The 17,127-nt window shown below is 56.3% G+C and carries 14 protein-coding genes; 7 read left to right on the plus strand and 7 right to left on the minus strand.

Going from position 1 to position 17,127, the window contains the following annotated elements; all coding sequences use genetic code 11:
• The 5 genes from ACOJCM_RS11640 (at position 1) to ACOJCM_RS11660 (ending at position 5,720) form a co-directional block, all read left to right on the plus strand.
• On the plus strand, positions 1 to 2,082 hold the full coding sequence (locus ACOJCM_RS11640; protein ID WP_445212208.1) for a DEAD/DEAH box helicase: 2,082 nt from the start codon (positions 1 to 3) through the stop codon (positions 2,080 to 2,082).
• Complete coding sequence (locus tag ACOJCM_RS11645; RefSeq protein WP_445212209.1) at positions 2,079 to 3,416, plus strand: GIY-YIG nuclease family protein; 1,338 nt, start codon at positions 2,079 to 2,081, stop codon at positions 3,414 to 3,416. Before ACOJCM_RS11640 ends, ACOJCM_RS11645 begins: the two co-directional genes overlap by 4 nt.
• Positions 3,417 to 3,770: 354 nt before the next feature.
• Entirely contained in the window at positions 3,771 to 4,103 is a 333-nt protein-coding gene (locus ACOJCM_RS11650; RefSeq protein ID WP_445212210.1) for a hypothetical protein, read from the plus strand.
• Positions 4,104 to 4,398: 295 nt separating this feature from the next.
• On the plus strand, positions 4,399 to 4,914 hold the full coding sequence (locus ACOJCM_RS11655) for a hypothetical protein (protein ID WP_445212211.1): 516 nt from the start codon (positions 4,399 to 4,401) through the stop codon (positions 4,912 to 4,914).
• A 236-nt stretch (positions 4,915 to 5,150) separates the two neighbouring features.
• On the plus strand, positions 5,151 to 5,720 hold the full coding sequence (locus ACOJCM_RS11660) for a hypothetical protein (RefSeq protein ID WP_445212212.1): 570 nt from the start codon (positions 5,151 to 5,153) through the stop codon (positions 5,718 to 5,720).
• On the opposite strand, the gene ACOJCM_RS11665 is transcribed toward ACOJCM_RS11660, so the two are convergent.
• Complete coding sequence (locus tag ACOJCM_RS11665) at positions 5,706 to 7,415, minus strand: hypothetical protein (RefSeq protein ID WP_445212213.1); 1,710 nt, start codon at positions 7,413 to 7,415, stop codon at positions 5,706 to 5,708. The two genes, ACOJCM_RS11660 and ACOJCM_RS11665, sit on opposite strands and share 15 nt — an antisense overlap.
• 275 nt (positions 7,416 to 7,690) lie before the next feature.
• Between ACOJCM_RS11665 and ACOJCM_RS11670 the strand changes: the two genes are divergently transcribed.
• Positions 7,691 to 8,293, plus strand: a complete 603-nt coding sequence (locus ACOJCM_RS11670) for a recombinase family protein (protein ID WP_445212214.1) — start codon at positions 7,691 to 7,693, stop codon at positions 8,291 to 8,293.
• Positions 8,294 to 9,493: 1,200 nt separating this feature from the next.
• Here ACOJCM_RS11670 and ACOJCM_RS11675 read toward each other — a convergent pair.
• Entirely contained in the window at positions 9,494 to 9,769 is a 276-nt protein-coding gene (locus ACOJCM_RS11675) for a type II toxin-antitoxin system Phd/YefM family antitoxin (protein WP_445212215.1), read from the minus strand.
• Between the two features lie 1,839 nt (positions 9,770 to 11,608).
• Between ACOJCM_RS11675 and ACOJCM_RS11680 the strand changes: the two genes are divergently transcribed.
• A complete protein-coding gene (locus ACOJCM_RS11680) occupies positions 11,609 to 12,271 on the plus strand; it encodes an SOS response-associated peptidase (protein WP_445212216.1) in 663 nt (220 codons plus the stop codon).
• A 7-nt stretch (positions 12,272 to 12,278) separates the two neighbouring features.
• Here the strand turns inward: ACOJCM_RS11680 and ACOJCM_RS11685 are convergent, their stop codons facing one another.
• The 5 genes from ACOJCM_RS11685 to ACOJCM_RS11705 all read right to left on the minus strand — a co-directional run bounded on the left by ACOJCM_RS11685 (position 12,279) and on the right by ACOJCM_RS11705 (position 16,193).
• Positions 12,279 to 13,559 (minus strand): Y-family DNA polymerase, encoded by a 1,281-nt coding sequence (locus ACOJCM_RS11685; protein ID WP_445212463.1) that lies wholly within the window; start codon positions 13,557 to 13,559, stop codon positions 12,279 to 12,281.
• A gap of 2 nt (positions 13,560 to 13,561) precedes the next feature.
• Complete coding sequence (locus ACOJCM_RS11690) at positions 13,562 to 14,005, minus strand: LexA family protein (protein ID WP_445212217.1); 444 nt, start codon at positions 14,003 to 14,005, stop codon at positions 13,562 to 13,564.
• 503 nt (positions 14,006 to 14,508) lie between these two features.
• The gene (locus tag ACOJCM_RS11695) at positions 14,509 to 14,895 is read right to left on the minus strand and encodes a hypothetical protein (protein WP_445212218.1); all 387 of its coding nucleotides are present in this window, start codon (positions 14,893 to 14,895) and stop codon (positions 14,509 to 14,511) included.
• 169 nt (positions 14,896 to 15,064) lie between these two features.
• Positions 15,065 to 15,763 carry an NYN domain-containing protein gene (locus tag ACOJCM_RS11700; protein WP_445212219.1) on the minus strand — a complete coding sequence of 233 codons (699 nt, stop codon included), beginning with the start codon at positions 15,761 to 15,763 and terminating at the stop codon, positions 15,065 to 15,067.
• A 259-nt stretch (positions 15,764 to 16,022) separates the two neighbouring features.
• Positions 16,023 to 16,193 carry a hypothetical protein gene (locus ACOJCM_RS11705; RefSeq protein WP_445212220.1) on the minus strand — a complete coding sequence of 57 codons (171 nt, stop codon included), beginning with the start codon at positions 16,191 to 16,193 and terminating at the stop codon, positions 16,023 to 16,025.
• Positions 16,194 to 17,127: the final 934 nt, after the last annotated feature.

The raw sequence follows: 17,127 nt of genomic DNA on the forward strand, positions 1-17,127 counted from the left end.
ATGGCGGAGCTGATCAAGGTCGAATACGAGCGCACCGGCAAGAGTGCAAGCAGCAACGAACTTGGTATGCGTGAGATGCAGGCGCGGGCCTACGAGAAACGCGACAGCCAATATTTGTTGCTCAAGGCGCCACCGGCTTCAGGCAAGTCACGGGCGCTGATGTTCCTGGCACTCCACAAGCTCAACCGTCTGGGGCTGCGCAAGGCCATCGTGGCAGTGCCGGAGATGTCTATCGGGGCGTCGTTCAAAGATACAGATCTCACGTCCCACGGTTTTGATTGGGACTGGCACGTTGAGGATCGCAACGACCTCTGCCGTGCAGGCAACGACAGCGGCAAGGTGGACGCTTTTTGCCGCTTCATGGCCGATCCCAACGACCGCACCCTGGTCTGCACCCATGCCACGCTCCGCTACGCCTTCGCCAAGCTGAAGCCCTCGGACTTCGACGGCTGCCTGGTAGCCATCGACGAGTTCCACCATGTCTCGGTCGATGGGAGCAACAGGCTGGGTGGCCTGATCGACGACCTGATACAGGGCTCCACCGCCCATATCGTCGCCATGACTGGGAGCTACTTCCGTGGTGATGCCGCCCCGATCCTGTTACCGGACGATGAGGCTCGCTTCGACAAGGTGACCTACACTTACTACGAGCAGCTCAACGGTTACCGCTACCTGAAGTCCCTTGGCATTGGCTATCACTTCTATCAGGGGCGCTACCTCGACGCGATCCGCGAGGTGCTGGACCCTGCCAAGAAGACCATCGTCCACATCCCCAACGTCAACAGCGGCGAGAGCACCAAGGACAAATATGGCGAAGTAGACCACATCCTAGAAGCGCTGGGCGAGGTGGATGTGCAGGATAGCCGCACTGGAATTTTCACGGTGCGTCACCTCAGCGGCAAGCAGCTCAAGGTTGCTGATCTCGTCTCCGATACCCCGATCCGGCGTGACGTGCAGGAATACCTCCGTCAGGTCAGCAAACCCGAGGACGTCGACGTCATCATCGCACTGGGCATGGCCAAGGAGGGCTTCGACTGGCCCTTCTGCGAGCATGTGCTGACCATCGGCTACCGTAACTCGATGACTGAGATCGTCCAGATCATCGGGCGTGCCACTCGTGACAGCGAGGGCAAGGTCCATGCGCAGTTCACCAACCTGATCGCTCAGCCTGATGCCGACGACGATGACGTGAAGGTAAGCGTCAACAACCTGCTCAAGGCGATCACCGTCTCGCTGCTGATGGAACAGGTGCTGGCTCCAAGCGTGTCGTTCAAGCCACGCTCACGGATGCGTGAGGGCGAGCAGGCCGAGCCCGGCACGGTGATCATCGAAGATACCCAGGCGCCGGTCTCCGACAAGGTCATGGGAATCCTGGAGTCTGGCGGGCAGGAGGACATCATCGCCGCGCTGCTCCAGAAGCCTGAGGTGGCCGCTGCCGCCGTGACAGATAACACTGAGCCCGAAGTCATCAACCAGGTGGAGCTGCCCAAGATCATCGAGAAGCTGCACCCGGACCTCGACGAGAGCGAGCGCGAGATTCTGCGGGAGACAGTGCTGACCACCATGGGGGCGCGTTCTACGGGCGGCCTCTTCAACGAGGAGGACCTTCCCGAGAACGCGGTGATCCATGAGCCCGGACAGGTCTACTCCACCGATGAGAACGGCGTGCCTGTTGATCCCGGTGCTACCCCAGATGGTCGCAATCTCGGTGACGATGCGAATGACGGTGAACCCAAGGGCAACCGTCAGTTCATCAAGATCGGTGAGAAGTTCGTCAACATCGAGCACCTCAACATCGACCTGATCAACCAGATCAACCCGTTCCAGGGTGCCTACGAGATCTTGTCCAAAGCGTTGACCGCCCCGGTGCTGAAAACCATCCAAGATACTGTGGTTGGCAACCGCACCCAGATGACCGAGGAAGAAGCGGTGATCCTGTGGCCCAAGATTCAGGCGTTTGCCAAAGAGCATGGGCGCGCACCCTCGGTTCACAGTGATGACCACATGGAGGTGCGCTACGCTGAGGCACTGGCCTACATCCAGAAGCAGAAGCGGGAGAGGATGAAGAGGGCTTCGGCATGATTCGGACACGTCGAGAGCCGCCCAAGCGGCGCACCCTGGCTGACATCTTTGCTGAGCCTGATGAATTGGGCTTGCTGAACGTGGCACCGCCCAGGTCGTCGGCACCGAGTGCCGATCAGCGGCTAGTGGCGACCCTCCGGGGGATTGAAGCGTTCGTCACCCAGCATGGGCGTGAGCCACAGAAAGACGTCAAAGATCTCAACGAGGCCACGCTAGCCGTCCAACTGGCCGCTCTGAGAAGCGATCCCGCCAAGGTGGAGGGATTGACTGCCTGGGACTCGCTCGGGCTCCTGAGAGCCTTTAGGTGCGATTCTGAGGGGCAAGGTGGCGGCGATGACGACCAGCAGGCTGTCACGGTGGATGGGGCAGGTAAGGGGGGCAGTAGCGCCACAGCCGAGGTCACCTCGTCCTCTCCCGAGAAAGCCACCGTCTCACCGGATAGCGTTACCTCGCTGGACGACATTTGGGACAGCGACGCCCTCGGCCTGCTGAGTGGTGGAGACGAGAGCGTCGAGTCGATCTTCGACCTGACCCATGTGCCTGAGGCCAGTGAGCGGGACATGCCGGACGTGATAGCTCAGCGCACCCAGTGTGATGATTTCTACCGCTTCGAGGCGCTATTCGATGAGGTTCGAGACGAGCTGCGCCAGGGGGACGCCGAGGCGGTGCCGTTCCAGATGGAGTCACAGATCGACGAGGGCGACATGTTCGTGCTCAATGGCATGTTGTGCATCGCCGACCAGGTTGGCAAAGAGAGCGTTGGTGCCGGCCGCAAGTTCAACCCGCGTTTGCGTGTGGTTTTTGACAATGGCACCGAGTCGAACCTGTTGCTGCGCTCGCTCGCACGCGCACTTTACAAAGATGAGACTGGCCGGCGCATTCTCCGTCGAGGTAGCACCTTCGATGCCATGCAGGGCATCAACCATCATGACAAGCGCACAGGCGTTATCTACATCCTGCGTTCCCTCAGCCAAGACCCGGCGCTGCGGGGCATCCGCAACCTTTACAAGATCGGCTACACCGAGACGGAGGTGGAGAAGCGTATCGCTGGGGCTGAGCGGCAGCAGACTTATCTGGAAGCGCCTGTTCAGGTTGTCACTTCATTTGAATGCTACAACCTCGATCCGCGGCGATTCGAGCGCTTGGTTCACGCCATGCTGCACCATCAGCGCGTCAATGTTCTACTACACAGCCGTGACGGAAGCACCTACCGGCCGCGTGAGTGGTTCGATGTCGAATTGGATGCAGCCCGTGAAATTGTGAATCGGATTGTGGACGGAACGATTGCTCAGTATCGAATGGATAATACGAGAGGCCGGTTGTTAAAAAAGTAGTTAGTAAAAATTAATTTTAGATAAAAACGTAAGGGGCGATTTATGGAGAAGTTGCAGAAGTATTCATTAATCATTGGGGCTGTTGTTGTGTTACTATGCTTTTTGTTCCCTGTTACCTACAAGCATGGGTATCCTGACTCAGGTTATGTGCTAAGATTTATATTTTCATCTTTTGATAGAGGGTATGGAAATGGACCTTATTATCGCATAGATGAAATAAAATGGGCTATGCAGATAATGGTAGGTATTATAATTTCAGTATTGTTTTATTTCCAAACAAAAAAAAGAAATAATTAAGTCCGCGGTCACTAGATTTGGTTTTGTAGACAAAAGGTGGTTTAGAGGAGTAAGGTTATGAGCTGGTTTGTTTATGAAATTCCTCCGATTGATATTGGCTGGGAGCACTTGAAGTCGGTCAGAGAAACTTTGTCTGACATTGTGTCGTATGGTGCCGCTTATGATGGTGGTAATGAAATAGATGCTTCGGAGATTAATGCTTTTCTTAGAAGCTGGGATCATGCTAAAGAGTTGGCTGGCACACACAGCTGGGAAGGTGATTTTCGAGAGGAGCCTAAAGTTTTCTGGTTGCCAGGCGATGTCGAGTTCCGTTACGGCTTTGTTTTCAAGCAGGACAATAACGGAACTACGTATGTAGTTTCTCCCCAGGAACTTCCTGCACTAAATTGAACTTGTTAATTAATTGCATCGCTTATAGGCGGCTAAATCTTCCTATAGGCGATGCTGGGCCTTTACCCCCCGTTTGTGCGGGAGGCGCGGTTCCATACATTGATAGCGGCCCTGAACCAATGGGTAGGTCAGCCTGCCTATTATGTCCTTGTAGCACTTTCACGCAACTGGGACGTTCTGTGGCGTGCCCTGGTGTTTGCGCATAGTATGCTCGCTCGACGTCAGCGGCTGGTGGTCGAGCAGGAACACTAAGATACTGTGCCGGTGGCCAAAAGCCGAGCAAAGGAGGTGCCGCATGATCGATAGCGAATGGTTCAAAGGCGATGACTTGGCCCTCGCCGAGCTGCAACATCGGGACTACCATGGGACCACCAAGCGTCTTGTGCGGTGTCTTGAGTGCCGAGTGGACGATCTGGCGCCGGAGCTAACCCCCTTCCTGCCGATCAAGACCTTCGATCATCGGGACGTGCAATGGCTCCATGACATGCTGGCGGCACGCTTCAGGCTGACCTGGCTGCGTGAGCACAAGACCAGCCCCGAACAAGCCAGATTGTTCGGGCAAGAGGAGGCCGTCTACGCCAGAGATTTCGCGTTCGAGTGGCAGAGTAGCCTCCAGGATCAGCTCGAATCCATGTTGATGCTCTACCCGAATACGGTGCGCTTCGTATTGATCAGCGTTCTGTGGCCCAATCCAGACGTTCGAGGCATCGGAGCGGAGGAGGCCTTCTTCCGGGACGTCGTTGAGCCTGAGCGCAAGCGGCTGAGCACCGAGGCATCTTGTGCGGCCTCCACGGCACTCGACGGAAAGTAGCTCCCCAGAGGTGAAGGTTACCTACATGTCACAGACTACCTCGACCGCTTTCTGCATTGTCCTCAACGGCATGCATTGCCAATAAGAACCCCTCAGTGGACGAGTGATGTTACGTTCTCTCTATGGCTCATGTGTGATGCGCCTGATTTGATCCGCTTGGAGCTTCATATTCCGTTTTTCGCCGTGTTGCTGATGCTTATACTTGAGCGTCGGGAACGAGCTCGCGGGAGGTTGGCATGAAGGAGAGTAAGCGCGTGAAGCGTGAGTCCGAGACGAGCTATGAAGTGTATGAGCTAGAAGTCGGGACATACGAAGTCCGGATGTCGGCGGGAATCAGAGCGACGGCAGCACCCTCGGCCTTGGGGGAGCTTCTTGACCAGCCGCTGCATTCTAGCTACATGGAAATCGATATTGCGGCGAAGTGCCTTTCTTCAATGCAGCTCAGCGATGTGGAGTGTGCGGTTTTCTTGAAAGGCGCAGACATGCATGAAGATTGGTCAAGATTGCGCGTCTCAGATGTGCAGGGCAGGGGCGAGAATGGTAAACCGCAATACATAGAGCGTGACGGCGAGTGGATTCCTGTATTTGATTCACCACGCTCAATTGGCTATGTCGATGGCGAGCCACCACGCGGCCTGACTTTTAGCGTGTATTTACCCTTCTACATCGTGCAGGAGTTCCGCACTGCCTTAGCCCTAGGTCTTGCTCCGCGAATTTATATCGGCGTTAATAGAACAGAGTTTGGCTGGTTGATACAGACCGTCGATTACAGCACCCCCGGTATGTATGAGTTATGCCCGTTGTGATAGCTCCTCGCGATCAGGCTTGCCGATGCCGCTGCGTTCCCGACTTGGAACTTCTTTAGCGGCGCGCAGCGGTGGTCCAACGCACCGAGGAGTCAGAGATATACCGAGCTTCACACTATCCGCTCTGTATCGCGTCAGAGCGCGCCTCAGTCGTGTTCTAGCGTCAGGGCTACGTCTATCTATACCCCGACGTTCACGACGCTCCCAGGGGCGTCTGCGAGCGTTCTGGAGGGTGCTGTAAAGCCCCAGGGGTAAACAACCAACTTTGCTGCTACGTGAGGTCTCGTTGCAATCGTCTGGTCGAACAGGGCAAGGCCGAGAGATCACCTGGTCCAGGCAGGACTCGCTAATCGGCCAAGCGGCTGAGTCTTCGAGGGTGAAGGGCGATGCAGCCGAGATTACGTCTGTGCGCACGGCGATCAGCTCAACAAGTTCAGAAAACGCCTCGTCTACATCATCCGACACGTCTGGGTCGACCTCAGGTAAACACCGTGCCCAGTGCCGTTGACCCAGGAAGGCCTCGACCTCCAGTATGAGCTGGTCATACTCACGTTCGGTAGGCTGTCGTGCGTTCCATTCATGCCGGGCCTGGAGAGTCGCTTCCGAGACGATCTGGTCGTAGTCACGCTCCGAGGGTTCAGTCGACGTCCAGCGCTCGGCTTCGCGATACGCATGCAGCTCAGCATCATTCTCTTCGTATTGCCAGTCGTAGGCAGGTGAGCTGTTCCGGAACTCGTCCCATGCGATCAGCTCGTCGATCTCCGAGGCATGCTGTTCGTGGCGCCGGTCATCTTCGGGATCGACTTCAGGAATCCAGCCGTGAAGCAAGTAGGACAAGGCCTGGTGAACCGTAAGACCTGAGAGGTCAGTCTTCGCAGACGTAATTCGCTGCTGCTTCATCCTGGCTCGTTCGTATCGCTCGGAGGATTCGCAGCGGATCGGCTTGGACGCGTAGATTCGGCATTTGCCAGCGTCCATGTAGCGGCTCGGCTTCTCCAGTGCCTTCGACATGTAATCAGCGACGCCTACGTCTATCTGAGCGTGACGGTATTTTCCGAGCGCATCTTGGTGAGGGTAGTGTTGCTGCAATAGGTGGGGCTTGGTCATCGCCTTGCAGCGCTGCTTGTAGGTGTGCTGAAGGCGATACCCGGAGTTGACCAAGTCCGTGTCCTGACCGAAGCAGGCTTTGACTGCCTGCTCATCGTCTTGGTGATAAGCGACTACACAGTGGGTATGCAGGTTGCCTCGGTGATCTTCGAGAACGCCGAACCAGCGAGCATCGATGCCGAGCTTCTTGAGGCGCTTGTTGACCAGGTCAGCGTGCTTCGTCGCCGGCGCCCGCGCCGCCTCCCTCGCCAGCTTGTCGGTCATCGACTGGGAGAAGTTCACGGTGAGGAAAGCTAGTTTCCCACCTGCTGTGTTGCTGACGAGGTAGTAGAGCGTCATGAAGTAGAGACGCAGTTCCAGGGATAGGCTGTGTCCGTCGAAGGTCTGGCGCAGTGTCTTCCGTGCCCAGTTCTTCAGGGAGATGGACTCTAAGGGAAGAGTTACTGGGCAGAGGTGTTGACCAATGACCAGGTTCAGCTGCCAAAGCCGCGCGCGCTCTGCGTTAGAGCGCAGTCTGCGCTGTTGATGCTGATGCTGTTCAGGTGCGTTGTTTGCACAGGGTGATGGCACCGATGTTGTTCGGGGCATGCTATAATTCCTTCTGAATCGTGATTGCCGCTCTCTACTCTGGAGAGCGGCTTTTTTTCGGTTTTGTGCTGGCTTAAGTTGAGTGTGACACGTCACGGTTAGTTATAAAAAAGAACGTGTCACGCTGCTGTCTGTTTCGCGTGGATCACAGGGTTTACCTTGTGATCCGCTACGAATAACTGCTGCTCGCCAGGATCAGTTGAGTGAAAATAATACTGATCCGCAGATGATACTGCGATCCGAAGTTTCGAACCATATAAGAGCGGAGGAAAATCATGGGTGCGATCATCGGATATGTCAGAGTCAGCACTGAAGAGCAGCAAACTGGCGCGCAACGTCATGCCATCGAGTCTAGGTATAAGGTTGATCGTTGGTTCTCCGACGATGCGGTATCAGGAGCAACTAAGGCAACACGCCGAGACGGATTCTCGAGTCTGATGAGTTATATCCGGGAAGGAGACACGCTTGTCGTCAATGCGATCGATCGCTTGGGGCGTGACACGGTGGATGTGCTGGAGACGGTTGAGCGACTACATGCCGAAGGTGTGGCCGTCGTCTCTATAAGGGAAGGCTTCGAGTTGGGAACCCCGGTAGGGAAAGCGATGCTGACGATGCTGGCTGCGATTGCCGAACTGGAGCGGACCAACATCAAGGCACGTCAGATGGCAGGCATCGTGAAGGCGAGGGCTGAAGGGCGTCGGTTGGGGCGTGAGAAAGTGATTGATGACCGGGCTGTGGCGACATGGCGCTGGGAGAACAGCGAGACGATTTCCAGAACGGCACAGCACTTCGGCATCTCGGTGCCATCGGTGAAGAGAGCGTGGCGCAGAGCCAGGGCAGAGGGCTGGTTGGGACCAAGTGTCAAGCGGGCGGGCTAACCGCCGCTATAAGGCTTGGAGCCCAAGAGACGCCCCGAACAGGCAGCACTGCCCAGAGCATGTCGCCGATTTTCTAGGGCTTTACTTCCCAAGGCGACAGGATATGCGAGGCGCAGTTTACGGGGCTCAGCAGTTCATGTTGATCTGTTCACGCGAAGTTGTTCATGCAGGGGTGGCGGAATCCTCTGTGGCTTCGCCAGAGGCTTTGCAAGGCTTCTGAGGGCATGGCAATGGGGGTGGGGTAGTATCGAGTGCCCGAAGGCTACAGCGAGACCTGTGGAGCTTCTGCGGCGCGCTGTGCTTCGACTCAGGCTTTGCTCCTCCGCCGGTTGTCTACTTTGGCAGTGAGGTGGCGACGAACCGATCAGCGGGTCATGGGTATTGGACTTGATGATCTTCGGCGCGACGGCCCCCACCCTTCCTGTCCAACAACGACAAACCCCTTCTTGTTCTGGTTCAACAAGAAGGGGTTTAAGATAAATCTTTGAATTTGAGACTGCATCCGGTGGGGAGGGTAGAAAACTCCTTACCGTCGCAACGCTGAGATCGTCGCTTCGGTAAGGCTCTCCCTCCAGCCACCCATGCTTAACCGCGGCTTCTCACACCGCCATCCGTATGGGGCCTTCCTTCCTCACTGCGCTGAACCCCGCTACGAAAGGCTGTGAGATTCGGGCCACCTTTCGTAACGACCGCGACGCCTCGTTCAGCGACCCCTGGTGGCCGTTCCACCAGGAGAACCTCGTCAGGCACAGCTTGTTGTCGCGGATCTCTTCTAGCTGTCGTCGACCATCACAGAGCACGTCGCCCCTTGTCGCCTTTCGTCGGCGTTATCTGGCACATGAGCTGTGTTGCAGATCGACTTACCCCCGCGGCCGAACGTAAGTTTGCACCGATACCTCCGCAGGGTCTTGCATACTGTTGCCCGATTGGGTCGAGCACGAGACGATTATCTTCATGGCCGGTGATCAGCGCAAGCAAAAACTTATTTAACGATGGCAGGCCAAGCCGAGCGATTCGCTAGCGTGTGGATCTGTCGCGGCTCACATGATATGAGCCTGTTGCATGATCGGATAAGTTCTTATACTTGGAGCGCAGGTGGGCTGATATTAGTGAGGCCGAAACTCGCGAACCGCAGCCGCCTCGTTTCAGTGCGAGCGCCCGGAGCATAGCATCGAAGGTCATGGAGGCGACTGACGATCACTACCTTTGGGCGTCTCTTTTTCCAGCGCCCAAGCCTAGAAAGCAGCTCACTTCATCATCGGTCATGGGTTCGTCCCAGCCGTCTTCGTATTGGATCTCGCCTCGCAGAGCGCCTCGAAGGGTGTCGGTCTTTCTCTGTCTCGATTCCGGCATGTTGACGGGGAGCATCTCCACCAGAGCGCCATCACCCCCCGAGATGAGAATCTGCTCGCCTTGGTGTGCTCGTTCAATCAGTTCATCGAGCCGTAGCTGGGCTTCTTCAATGGCGATCTTCATTCCCACGTCCCCTCCTGATCTCGTTACCAATATAGCTGATGGAATGTGTGAGCGAAGCGTAATGAACGGGCCTTGTAGGTGAGCAGCCTTGGCGCCTGGGGGCGGTATGCCGGCGGAGCCGTTCCCTATTTGGCGCAGCGGTCTTGGTATCAAAAGGTTCGGTGGATAGGGGCGGCGATGGCAATGGCGGCACCCGGCCCCGATTCCCCCCTCCCTTCTACCTGACCGCTCTTTCTGTCTCTCCCGATTTGTCTCTTTACGGTTCCTCTCCCACTCACACGAATCTTCACCGACACTACACGCTTCTCTTCCCAAGGTTGCTTTGGTCATTCCTACACTCAGGTTGTTGATTAAGTTTCCGAGCGTGTCCCTGTGGTTCGTCTCTCTCTCGGACCTTGCCCCGGCTCTCCGTGCTTGTTTTCCTCCTACAGCGTGTTGATTCAGAGACCGGGGCCGTTCTCTCCCGAGGGCTTGGAAAGTTTGCACTCGATTCCGTGGTGTTTCGGGATTCTTGGCTGGATCGGCTGAGCCCTGGGAAAACTTGATCCTGATCTCGTGGCGTTCGGGGATTCTGGGATTGGCAGCCTGGTCGCGGGAGACCGTTGCCTGGTGGGAGGTGCCTGAGCGGAAGAGACCGTGATCTGCGGGACAGCGCGTGGTTACTGATGCCGAGCCTGCGAGGGGAGAGACCGTCTCATCCGAGGTCAGCTCACGGAGTAGGCAGAGTTTTTGTATTGAATGCCTCACTCCCTGTATATAAACACTCATCCGAGGAATATACACCTCTCTTGTTACTACAGAGTCTGCACGGAATCGCCTTGGATTCATGGTGCTCTCGGAAATCGCGGAGCGGCCGGCTGCCTGGGCTCGAGTCGATCGTCTCTCCTGGTCTGGTTCTCTTTCCTGAAGCCTCGTCCTGTCACTCGAACCCCTGTGTCGCGCTGTTCTCGGAATCCGGGGTCTGCGTCTGCTCGTTTGTGTCGTCGGGATCGCGTCAGATTTTGTCTCTGCGCTGTTTTCTCGTCGGAGCTATGCGATGACGTGGATTCGATCGGGAGGCGTCTCAGAAGCGCTTATAGAGCGTTTCCCAGAAGCGGAGATTGCGTGACTTTCGCGTGACTGTCGGATCGGATCGGTTGAGCAGGATGTGACTAACAAACAGGCTGCTGTTCACATGGCTTCAATCGCCCTATTTGAGTATTTAAGTTGGCTTCACAATAATTCTTATACTAAGCGTTGAAATGTCAAATTCAGTCGTATTGGAGATGAAGTATGTATTAGGGGCCACTGTTAATCATGAGAGTATAACTCTTCGCAAAAAATTAGGAGTATGTGGTCGTGGGCGGAAAGGTTTCTGATTTTATTGTGCGCCGGCAGAGAGAGTTAGGGGTTTCAAACCGTGAGCTTGCTACTGCTGCTGGTTATCACAACCATAACGTAATAACAATGATACGGAAGGGGAGGACTAAGCTTCCTCTGGACAAGGTGGCTTCTTTTGCTACGGTGCTCAGTGTCGACCAGGTTTGGCTGCTTCGCTTAGCAATGACAGAATATATGCCTGAGACATTATCGGCTATTGAGCGATGTTTGGGACCGCTGATTACCACTAGTGAACGATCTGTCATCGAAGTCTGGCGTCATGCTACTGAGGGGGCTGACCCTGAAATTCCCGGTGAGCTGAGTCGCGGGTTTCTACACATTTTAAAACTTGGCATGAGCACTGGTTCGGACTAGTTTAACTAATTACCAAGCTGCCAGCTCCAAGCCGAGCTGGCGTTTTTCTTCAACCGATAGTCTTCATCCTTCCATATCGGAAGCGCATGTAAGAGGCGCGGCGAGATGTGTGGACGGTTCGCCTTGTATAGCAGCTACTCCCGGCTAAGCCAGGCGCTGGGTCTAGGGTTGGCTCAGCAGAACCTAGAGCTGGCTCCGCGCTACAATATTCCGCCGGGCACTTGGATTACTGCCGTCCGGCGACAGGAGCTTGACTCCGAGCCAACGGCCGACCAACTGTGGTGGGGTTTTCGGCCGGCTTGGGCCAAGGAGGGCGCGCCGCAGCCGATCAATGCCAAAGTCGAGACGGTGGCGACCAGCCGCTACTTCCATGCGGCATTCATGCGCCACCGTTGCCTGATCCCTGCCGACGGCTGGTTCGAGTGGCTGGTCACCGAGCACGGCAAACAGCCCTATTACCTGTCCCGGCGCGACCGTGAGCCATTGTTTTTTGCAGGGATCTGGGCCGAACGAGCTGATGGTTCGCCAGGTTGTGCGATTCTCACAGAGCCGGCCCGTGGTGCTGCCCAGGAAATTCATGACCGCATGCCTTTGGCGCTGAACGAGGCTAGCCTTGAGTCGTGGCTCGACCCTGACCTGACAGACCGCGAGACGATCCGGCAGGTAGTTCGGCACTTGGACGCTGCATCTATCGAGCATTGGCCGGTGAGTCGAGCCGTGAATAAACCTGTCGAGGGTCAGGGTGCTGAGTTGATCAATCCCACCTGATATTTTTTCATCGCGCAGTCACCGCCGGCAGCTCTTCCCAACGAGTCGTATAGCGTTTCGTGAGGTGGGCACAGCGCAGGTGCCAGGCCGCTCCAGGGCTGGGAGAGCCAAGTTTCACGGTGCCGCGCCCCATTCTCCTGTTCAGTTCATCCATAGTGGCCATGAGTTTCTGGCTGCGCAGCCTGTCAGCATCGCTTTGTGGCGTATCCAGCAGAGAAAGCTGCTGCCGATCGGCATCGATGAGGTCGAGCAGCATTACGCCGCCTTTCTGATACTGGTAGCCCTTGCGGTAGATGCGCTCCAAGGCGTAGCCAGCTGCATGAAGAATTTCACGGCTGTCGTCGGTGGGGCGGGGCAGCTCAACCGCCAGGCTCGGTGAATATTGGGGTAAGTCGGGCCGAAATGGATTCGTTTTTAGAAACACAAGCACAGCACGGGCAAGACTGCTCTGACTTCGCAGTTTCTCGGCACCGCGTTGGCCGTGCTGACGGATGGCCTCTCGGATCTCGCCCAGATCATCAGTCAGCTTGCCGAAGCTGCGGCTGGTCATGATGCGCTGGCGTGGTTCGTTGAAATCGTTCATTTCTATACAGCTAACGCCGCGCAGCTCCAGGGCGGTGCGCTCGAGGGTGACGCTGAACTGCTTCCGGATTCTCTTCGGGTCAGCCTGGGCGAGGTCCCAGCCGGTGCGAATGCCCAGCACAGCAAGCCGCTCTACCAGCCTGCGTCCGACGCCCCAGAGGTCACCCAGCTCGAAGCGCTGTAGTAGGGCACGAGTTTCCGCGGTGCCGGACCTAAGCACGCAGACGCCGCGATAGGCAGGAATTTTCTTGGCTGCTCGGTTGGCAAATTTGGCTAGGGTGCGTGTGGGCGCAACGCCGACGCAGACCGGGATGCCAGTGTATTGGCGCACCTTGTGATGTAGCTGCCGCGCGTGCTCGATCAGCTGGGTCTGATTGAAGCCGTCGAACCTGACGAACATCTCATCAATGCTGTAGGGCTCGACACCGGGCGAGTATTCTTCGAGCACGGACTGCACGCGCTGACTCATATCGCCGTAGAGCTCATAATTGCTCGAGAGTAGGTGGATCTGCCCACGGCGAACCTGATGCTGCAGCTCGAACGCGGGTGTGCCCATCGTAATGCCAAGTGCCTTTAGCTCAGTGGAGAGCGCGATGACGCAGCCGTCGTTGTTCGACATCACCCCCACAGGAAGACCACGCAGCCGCGGCTGGAACACGCGTTCGCACGAGACATAGAACGAATTGCAGTCCACTAAGCCGATCATGCTCACACCGTAAACTCGTGGATGACGGCACGCACCACGCCCCAGACCTGACATTCGATATCGACGAGAGGTATGGGCGCATAGCGGGGATTGCCGGAGCTGAGGTAGTGCCTGTCATCGATGCGTTCATAGCGTTTGACGGTTATCTCGCCCTCGATCATCGCGACAATGATCTGTCCTGGGCGGGCATCTACGGAGCGATCAACGACAAGAGTATCTCCTTCACGAATCCCTAAAGGTTCCATGCTGTCGCCGGTCACCGCCAGAAAAAATGTGGCAGAGGGCTTCTTCACGAACCGCTCGTTGAGGTCCAGGGTGCGGCCTTCGTAGTCCTGTGCAGGCGATGGGAAGCCGCTGAGGCCAGCGCGACCCAGGGCCAGTGGATACGGCAGGGGAAGGGAGGGCGCCGCCTCATCAGCCCGCCCAAGAATTTGCAGGCAGACCATCAGCGTGCCTCCTCTTGATTCCAGCGAAGGCAGATGGCGCCATTATCGAGGGGAATCATCGTGAGGGGCTCGACTGTCTCTGTCTTTTCGAGTATCCGCGCCCAGGGCTTCTTGGTCATGGTGAAGTCTCCCTTTTGTGTCGATACTGATATTTATACAGTATTCTTTGGGAGCCGCGCCACGTCTGTAAGCCATATCGCACAGCGCTAATATCGGAATTCCTACAAATATCATCTCCCGTCACAGCCTGGCACGTGGCAGGCTGGATGAGCGTCATGGATGGGTATGCTACGGAATGGCGCGCCAGGGAAAGATGCAACGGGATGGGCCTCGGCCGCTGTGGCCGGGGCCTTCGCGTGTCTGGTGTCTGCAGGCGCCGATTACTCAACGGCTGTTGCTGGGAGATGTTAGACAATCGACGATCTGGTAGACAGCGAGTCCTGTAAGCAATTGAAACAAAAGGGCGGACGGCGCTGGTGCAGCTCTACCATTGAGCTACACCCTTAGCGTTGCCGAGTGTGTTTCAGCAGTGCCCTGTGCCTTCTATGAAGCTCATCCTGCTTGGTAGGCGGAAGTATCCTGCCTCCAAAACCATCGGCGCCGCCGTTCTTTTCGGCGAACTGACGGAGCTCATCCACCAACCTTTCAAAGCGCTTAAATTCACCAGAGCCCACACGTGCCTTATAGGAATCTACTGTTGCAGCCTTGGGGAACTTGCTCAGCGTAATACGGCTCGGGTTCTTGTCAGAGATCAATTTGTCTAGGGCTATGAACATCGGCTCTCTTACCTCGTTTCTCTCCTTCCTTCTGTCCCTTCCGATCGCAAGCCGATGTCCTGCGAAACCGCCGATCAAGGTCCCGATAACTCCCGAACCAAGCTCAGTCCACATGGTTACCTCTCTGGTCCATACCGATTATGTCGTAAACCACCTTGTTCTGGTCAAGTCCGAGCGGAAACACTTTACAAGTCGCAGCTGCCAACTCAACTTCCCTTGTAATCCGATAGCCCATGGGTGAGAGGAGCTGACTGGACATCAAGCTTCGGGAAGGGTGCACTCGTTACTGCTTTGCTTTCTCAACCGGCTTAGGTCGTGGGCACGTAGTCCTCAGCCCATCAATATGTTCATGAAGCCCTGAGGGTATCTGCTGCCACATAGGATCTAGCACAAAATCGATACCTTCTCTACGAGCAATCTTCGCCGCCGGAACGAAATCTGCATCGCCAGCGATCAGCACGATCTGATCAACCTGCTTCTTTAGCGTCAATGAGGTCACATCGACGCCGATACGCATGTCGACGCCTTTCTGCCGGGTATCAACCTGGATATCATGCTCGTTCAGGTCCTCGAATTTTGTCTGACCCTTGAGCAGTTTCCGGATGACCTGTGGTTTTATGGTCCACTGCGCGTCTTCAGATAAATGGCCGAGACGGACTGCGAGCTTTCTCTTGCTGAGAAGCGCTGCATGCAACTCAGAACGGAATTGCGCCTCATTCGTCTTTGAGAAATCGATTGCTTTTTTGGTGATCGGGTTATGCATCTTCTTGACTAGGGGAGGGCAGTCATAGAAGAAGATCCGGTAGAGGTCGCGGCGGCGGTTGGTCTGTCGTGAGCGCTTGCCGTTACCATCGTGAAGGTGACTGACTGCCCATCGGTGCAGACAATCCGCAGCCCGCTGCGCATCATAGGCGTTGTCAGGCTCTATCCGGCGGAAGCGCTTAATGAAGTAGGCACCGTCCACAAGTATCGCTGTTGGCACGTTCCGTTCTCCAAAAACGAAAACGCCCCAGGGCTCGGCTCATCCCAGGATGGGCGGGATGGCTTACTGCCAGGGGCGTGGATGCCCGAATCATAGGACCGGGTATTGTGAGTGTCAAGACCGCCTGAGCCGCGCCCTGGGCGTGTGGCGGCTCTGTTCGTAGCAGTCTAGAGCCCGCCAACTGAGCCGGAGCCAGGCTGGCGAGCAATCTCCCGAGGGCATAGCACCGTCAGGGGTGGCAATCTCGGAGATTTTATAGCTACCCGGGATCATCACTCAGGTCTAGGTCCAAGTCTGACTGCCCTCCCTCCTCAAGCTCGGCCTGCCGCTTGAAATAATGCTGTGTCAACTGCCACACACGCATCCCACGCGCATGAGCGCTTGCCTCGCGGCGCTTGAGCTCGTAGAGCTCGCGTTTCGTCATGCTCATCAGCAGTTCCTGATTGCTGTGCAGCACACATGTAGCGGGGGGCGAGGAAGCGCAGATGTCGCACCCACGGGTGGTGATGGTTTGGGTCCACCGCCCGCGAGAAGCTATTTACACGTTTTGCCATCGGCACTACAGTAATCCTCGTAGGTAGATATCCAGTCTGAACCAACGGTAGGTGCAATGGCGCTGCAACGCCGCATCCACTTTGGTTTGGGTTACCTCCCCCCACCAGGCACGCTACTGCCGGTGGAGTTTGAAGAGCCCTTCCTCAGCAGAGGTGGGGCTCTTCTCTTTCATGTAGCCGATCAGCTTGAGCCAGCCTGAGCATAACCAATGCAAACTACTACATAGGCATGAGTTTCAGCTACAAGGCACAACATAATGTGCTTTCCGTAAGCCTTCAAGTGGATAACCTGTGGGTGAGCTGTGACACGTCAGGGGGCATGCGGACTCCGCGTGGTTAAGCTCTACCCTCTGGGCGAATGAGTCTTCTTCCGGAAGAGATTGAGACGGGGGCAGGCTAGGGGCTAGGATGGGGTGTAGTTGTGAACAATTCGGTGTGACACTTTAGGTAAGCCTGATCTATCCTTGGCGTTGTAGGTGCTTGATTTTAGACTAAATCCGCCGGGTGCAAGCCCTTGTCGGTTCGAGTCCGACCGCCGGTACCACTTGGAAAACAGTCGCTTACGAGCGGCTGTTTTGCGTTTCTGGCCTCTCCCCCAGCTCATGCGGGCCGGCCCTGCTCATGGAACCGACTTCGAGAGCTCGGCACCAGGACGCGCTGTTCGGTTAGGCGGCCTTGCAGCGTGGCAGCGGGCCTTGCAACCGCTGAAGGATTTCCCTGTGCAAGAAATGCCTGTCCGCAGGTCAGTACTTCGGACCCTATCCCGACGACCCGTGGGCTTGCGTTGTTTTCGTTGGGCCTGCCTTGGAT

The sequence above is a fragment of the Billgrantia hypersalina genome, assembly GCF_052584175.1.

Bases quoted from the DNA above. Each gene is read 5' to 3' on its own strand.
- ACOJCM_RS11690 (WP_445212217.1), bottom strand. From the start codon at position 14,005: ATGGTCTGCCTGCAAATTCTTGGGCGGGCTGATGAGGCGGCGCCCTCC.
- ACOJCM_RS11685 (WP_445212463.1), bottom strand. From the start codon at position 13,559: ATGATCGGCTTAGTGGACTGCAATTCGTTCTATGTCTCGTGCGAACGC.
- ACOJCM_RS11655 (WP_445212211.1), top strand. From the start codon at position 4,399: ATGATCGATAGCGAATGGTTCAAAGGCGATGACTTGGCCCTCGCCGAG.
- ACOJCM_RS11675 (WP_445212215.1), bottom strand. From the start codon at position 9,769: ATGAAGATCGCCATTGAAGAAGCCCAGCTACGGCTCGATGAACTGATT.
- ACOJCM_RS11680 (WP_445212216.1), top strand. From the start codon at position 11,609: ATGTGTGGACGGTTCGCCTTGTATAGCAGCTACTCCCGGCTAAGCCAG.
- ACOJCM_RS11640 (WP_445212208.1), top strand. From the start codon at position 1: ATGGCGGAGCTGATCAAGGTCGAATACGAGCGCACCGGCAAGAGTGCA.
- ACOJCM_RS11705 (WP_445212220.1), bottom strand. From the start codon at position 16,193: ATGAGCATGACGAAACGCGAGCTCTACGAGCTCAAGCGCCGCGAGGCA.
- ACOJCM_RS11665 (WP_445212213.1), bottom strand. From the start codon at position 7,415: ATGCCCCGAACAACATCGGTGCCATCACCCTGTGCAAACAACGCACCT.
- ACOJCM_RS11660 (WP_445212212.1), top strand. From the start codon at position 5,151: ATGAAGGAGAGTAAGCGCGTGAAGCGTGAGTCCGAGACGAGCTATGAA.
- ACOJCM_RS11645 (WP_445212209.1), top strand. From the start codon at position 2,079: ATGATTCGGACACGTCGAGAGCCGCCCAAGCGGCGCACCCTGGCTGAC.
- ACOJCM_RS11650 (WP_445212210.1), top strand. From the start codon at position 3,771: ATGAGCTGGTTTGTTTATGAAATTCCTCCGATTGATATTGGCTGGGAG.
- ACOJCM_RS11670 (WP_445212214.1), top strand. From the start codon at position 7,691: ATGGGTGCGATCATCGGATATGTCAGAGTCAGCACTGAAGAGCAGCAA.
- ACOJCM_RS11695 (WP_445212218.1), bottom strand. From the start codon at position 14,895: ATGTGGACTGAGCTTGGTTCGGGAGTTATCGGGACCTTGATCGGCGGT.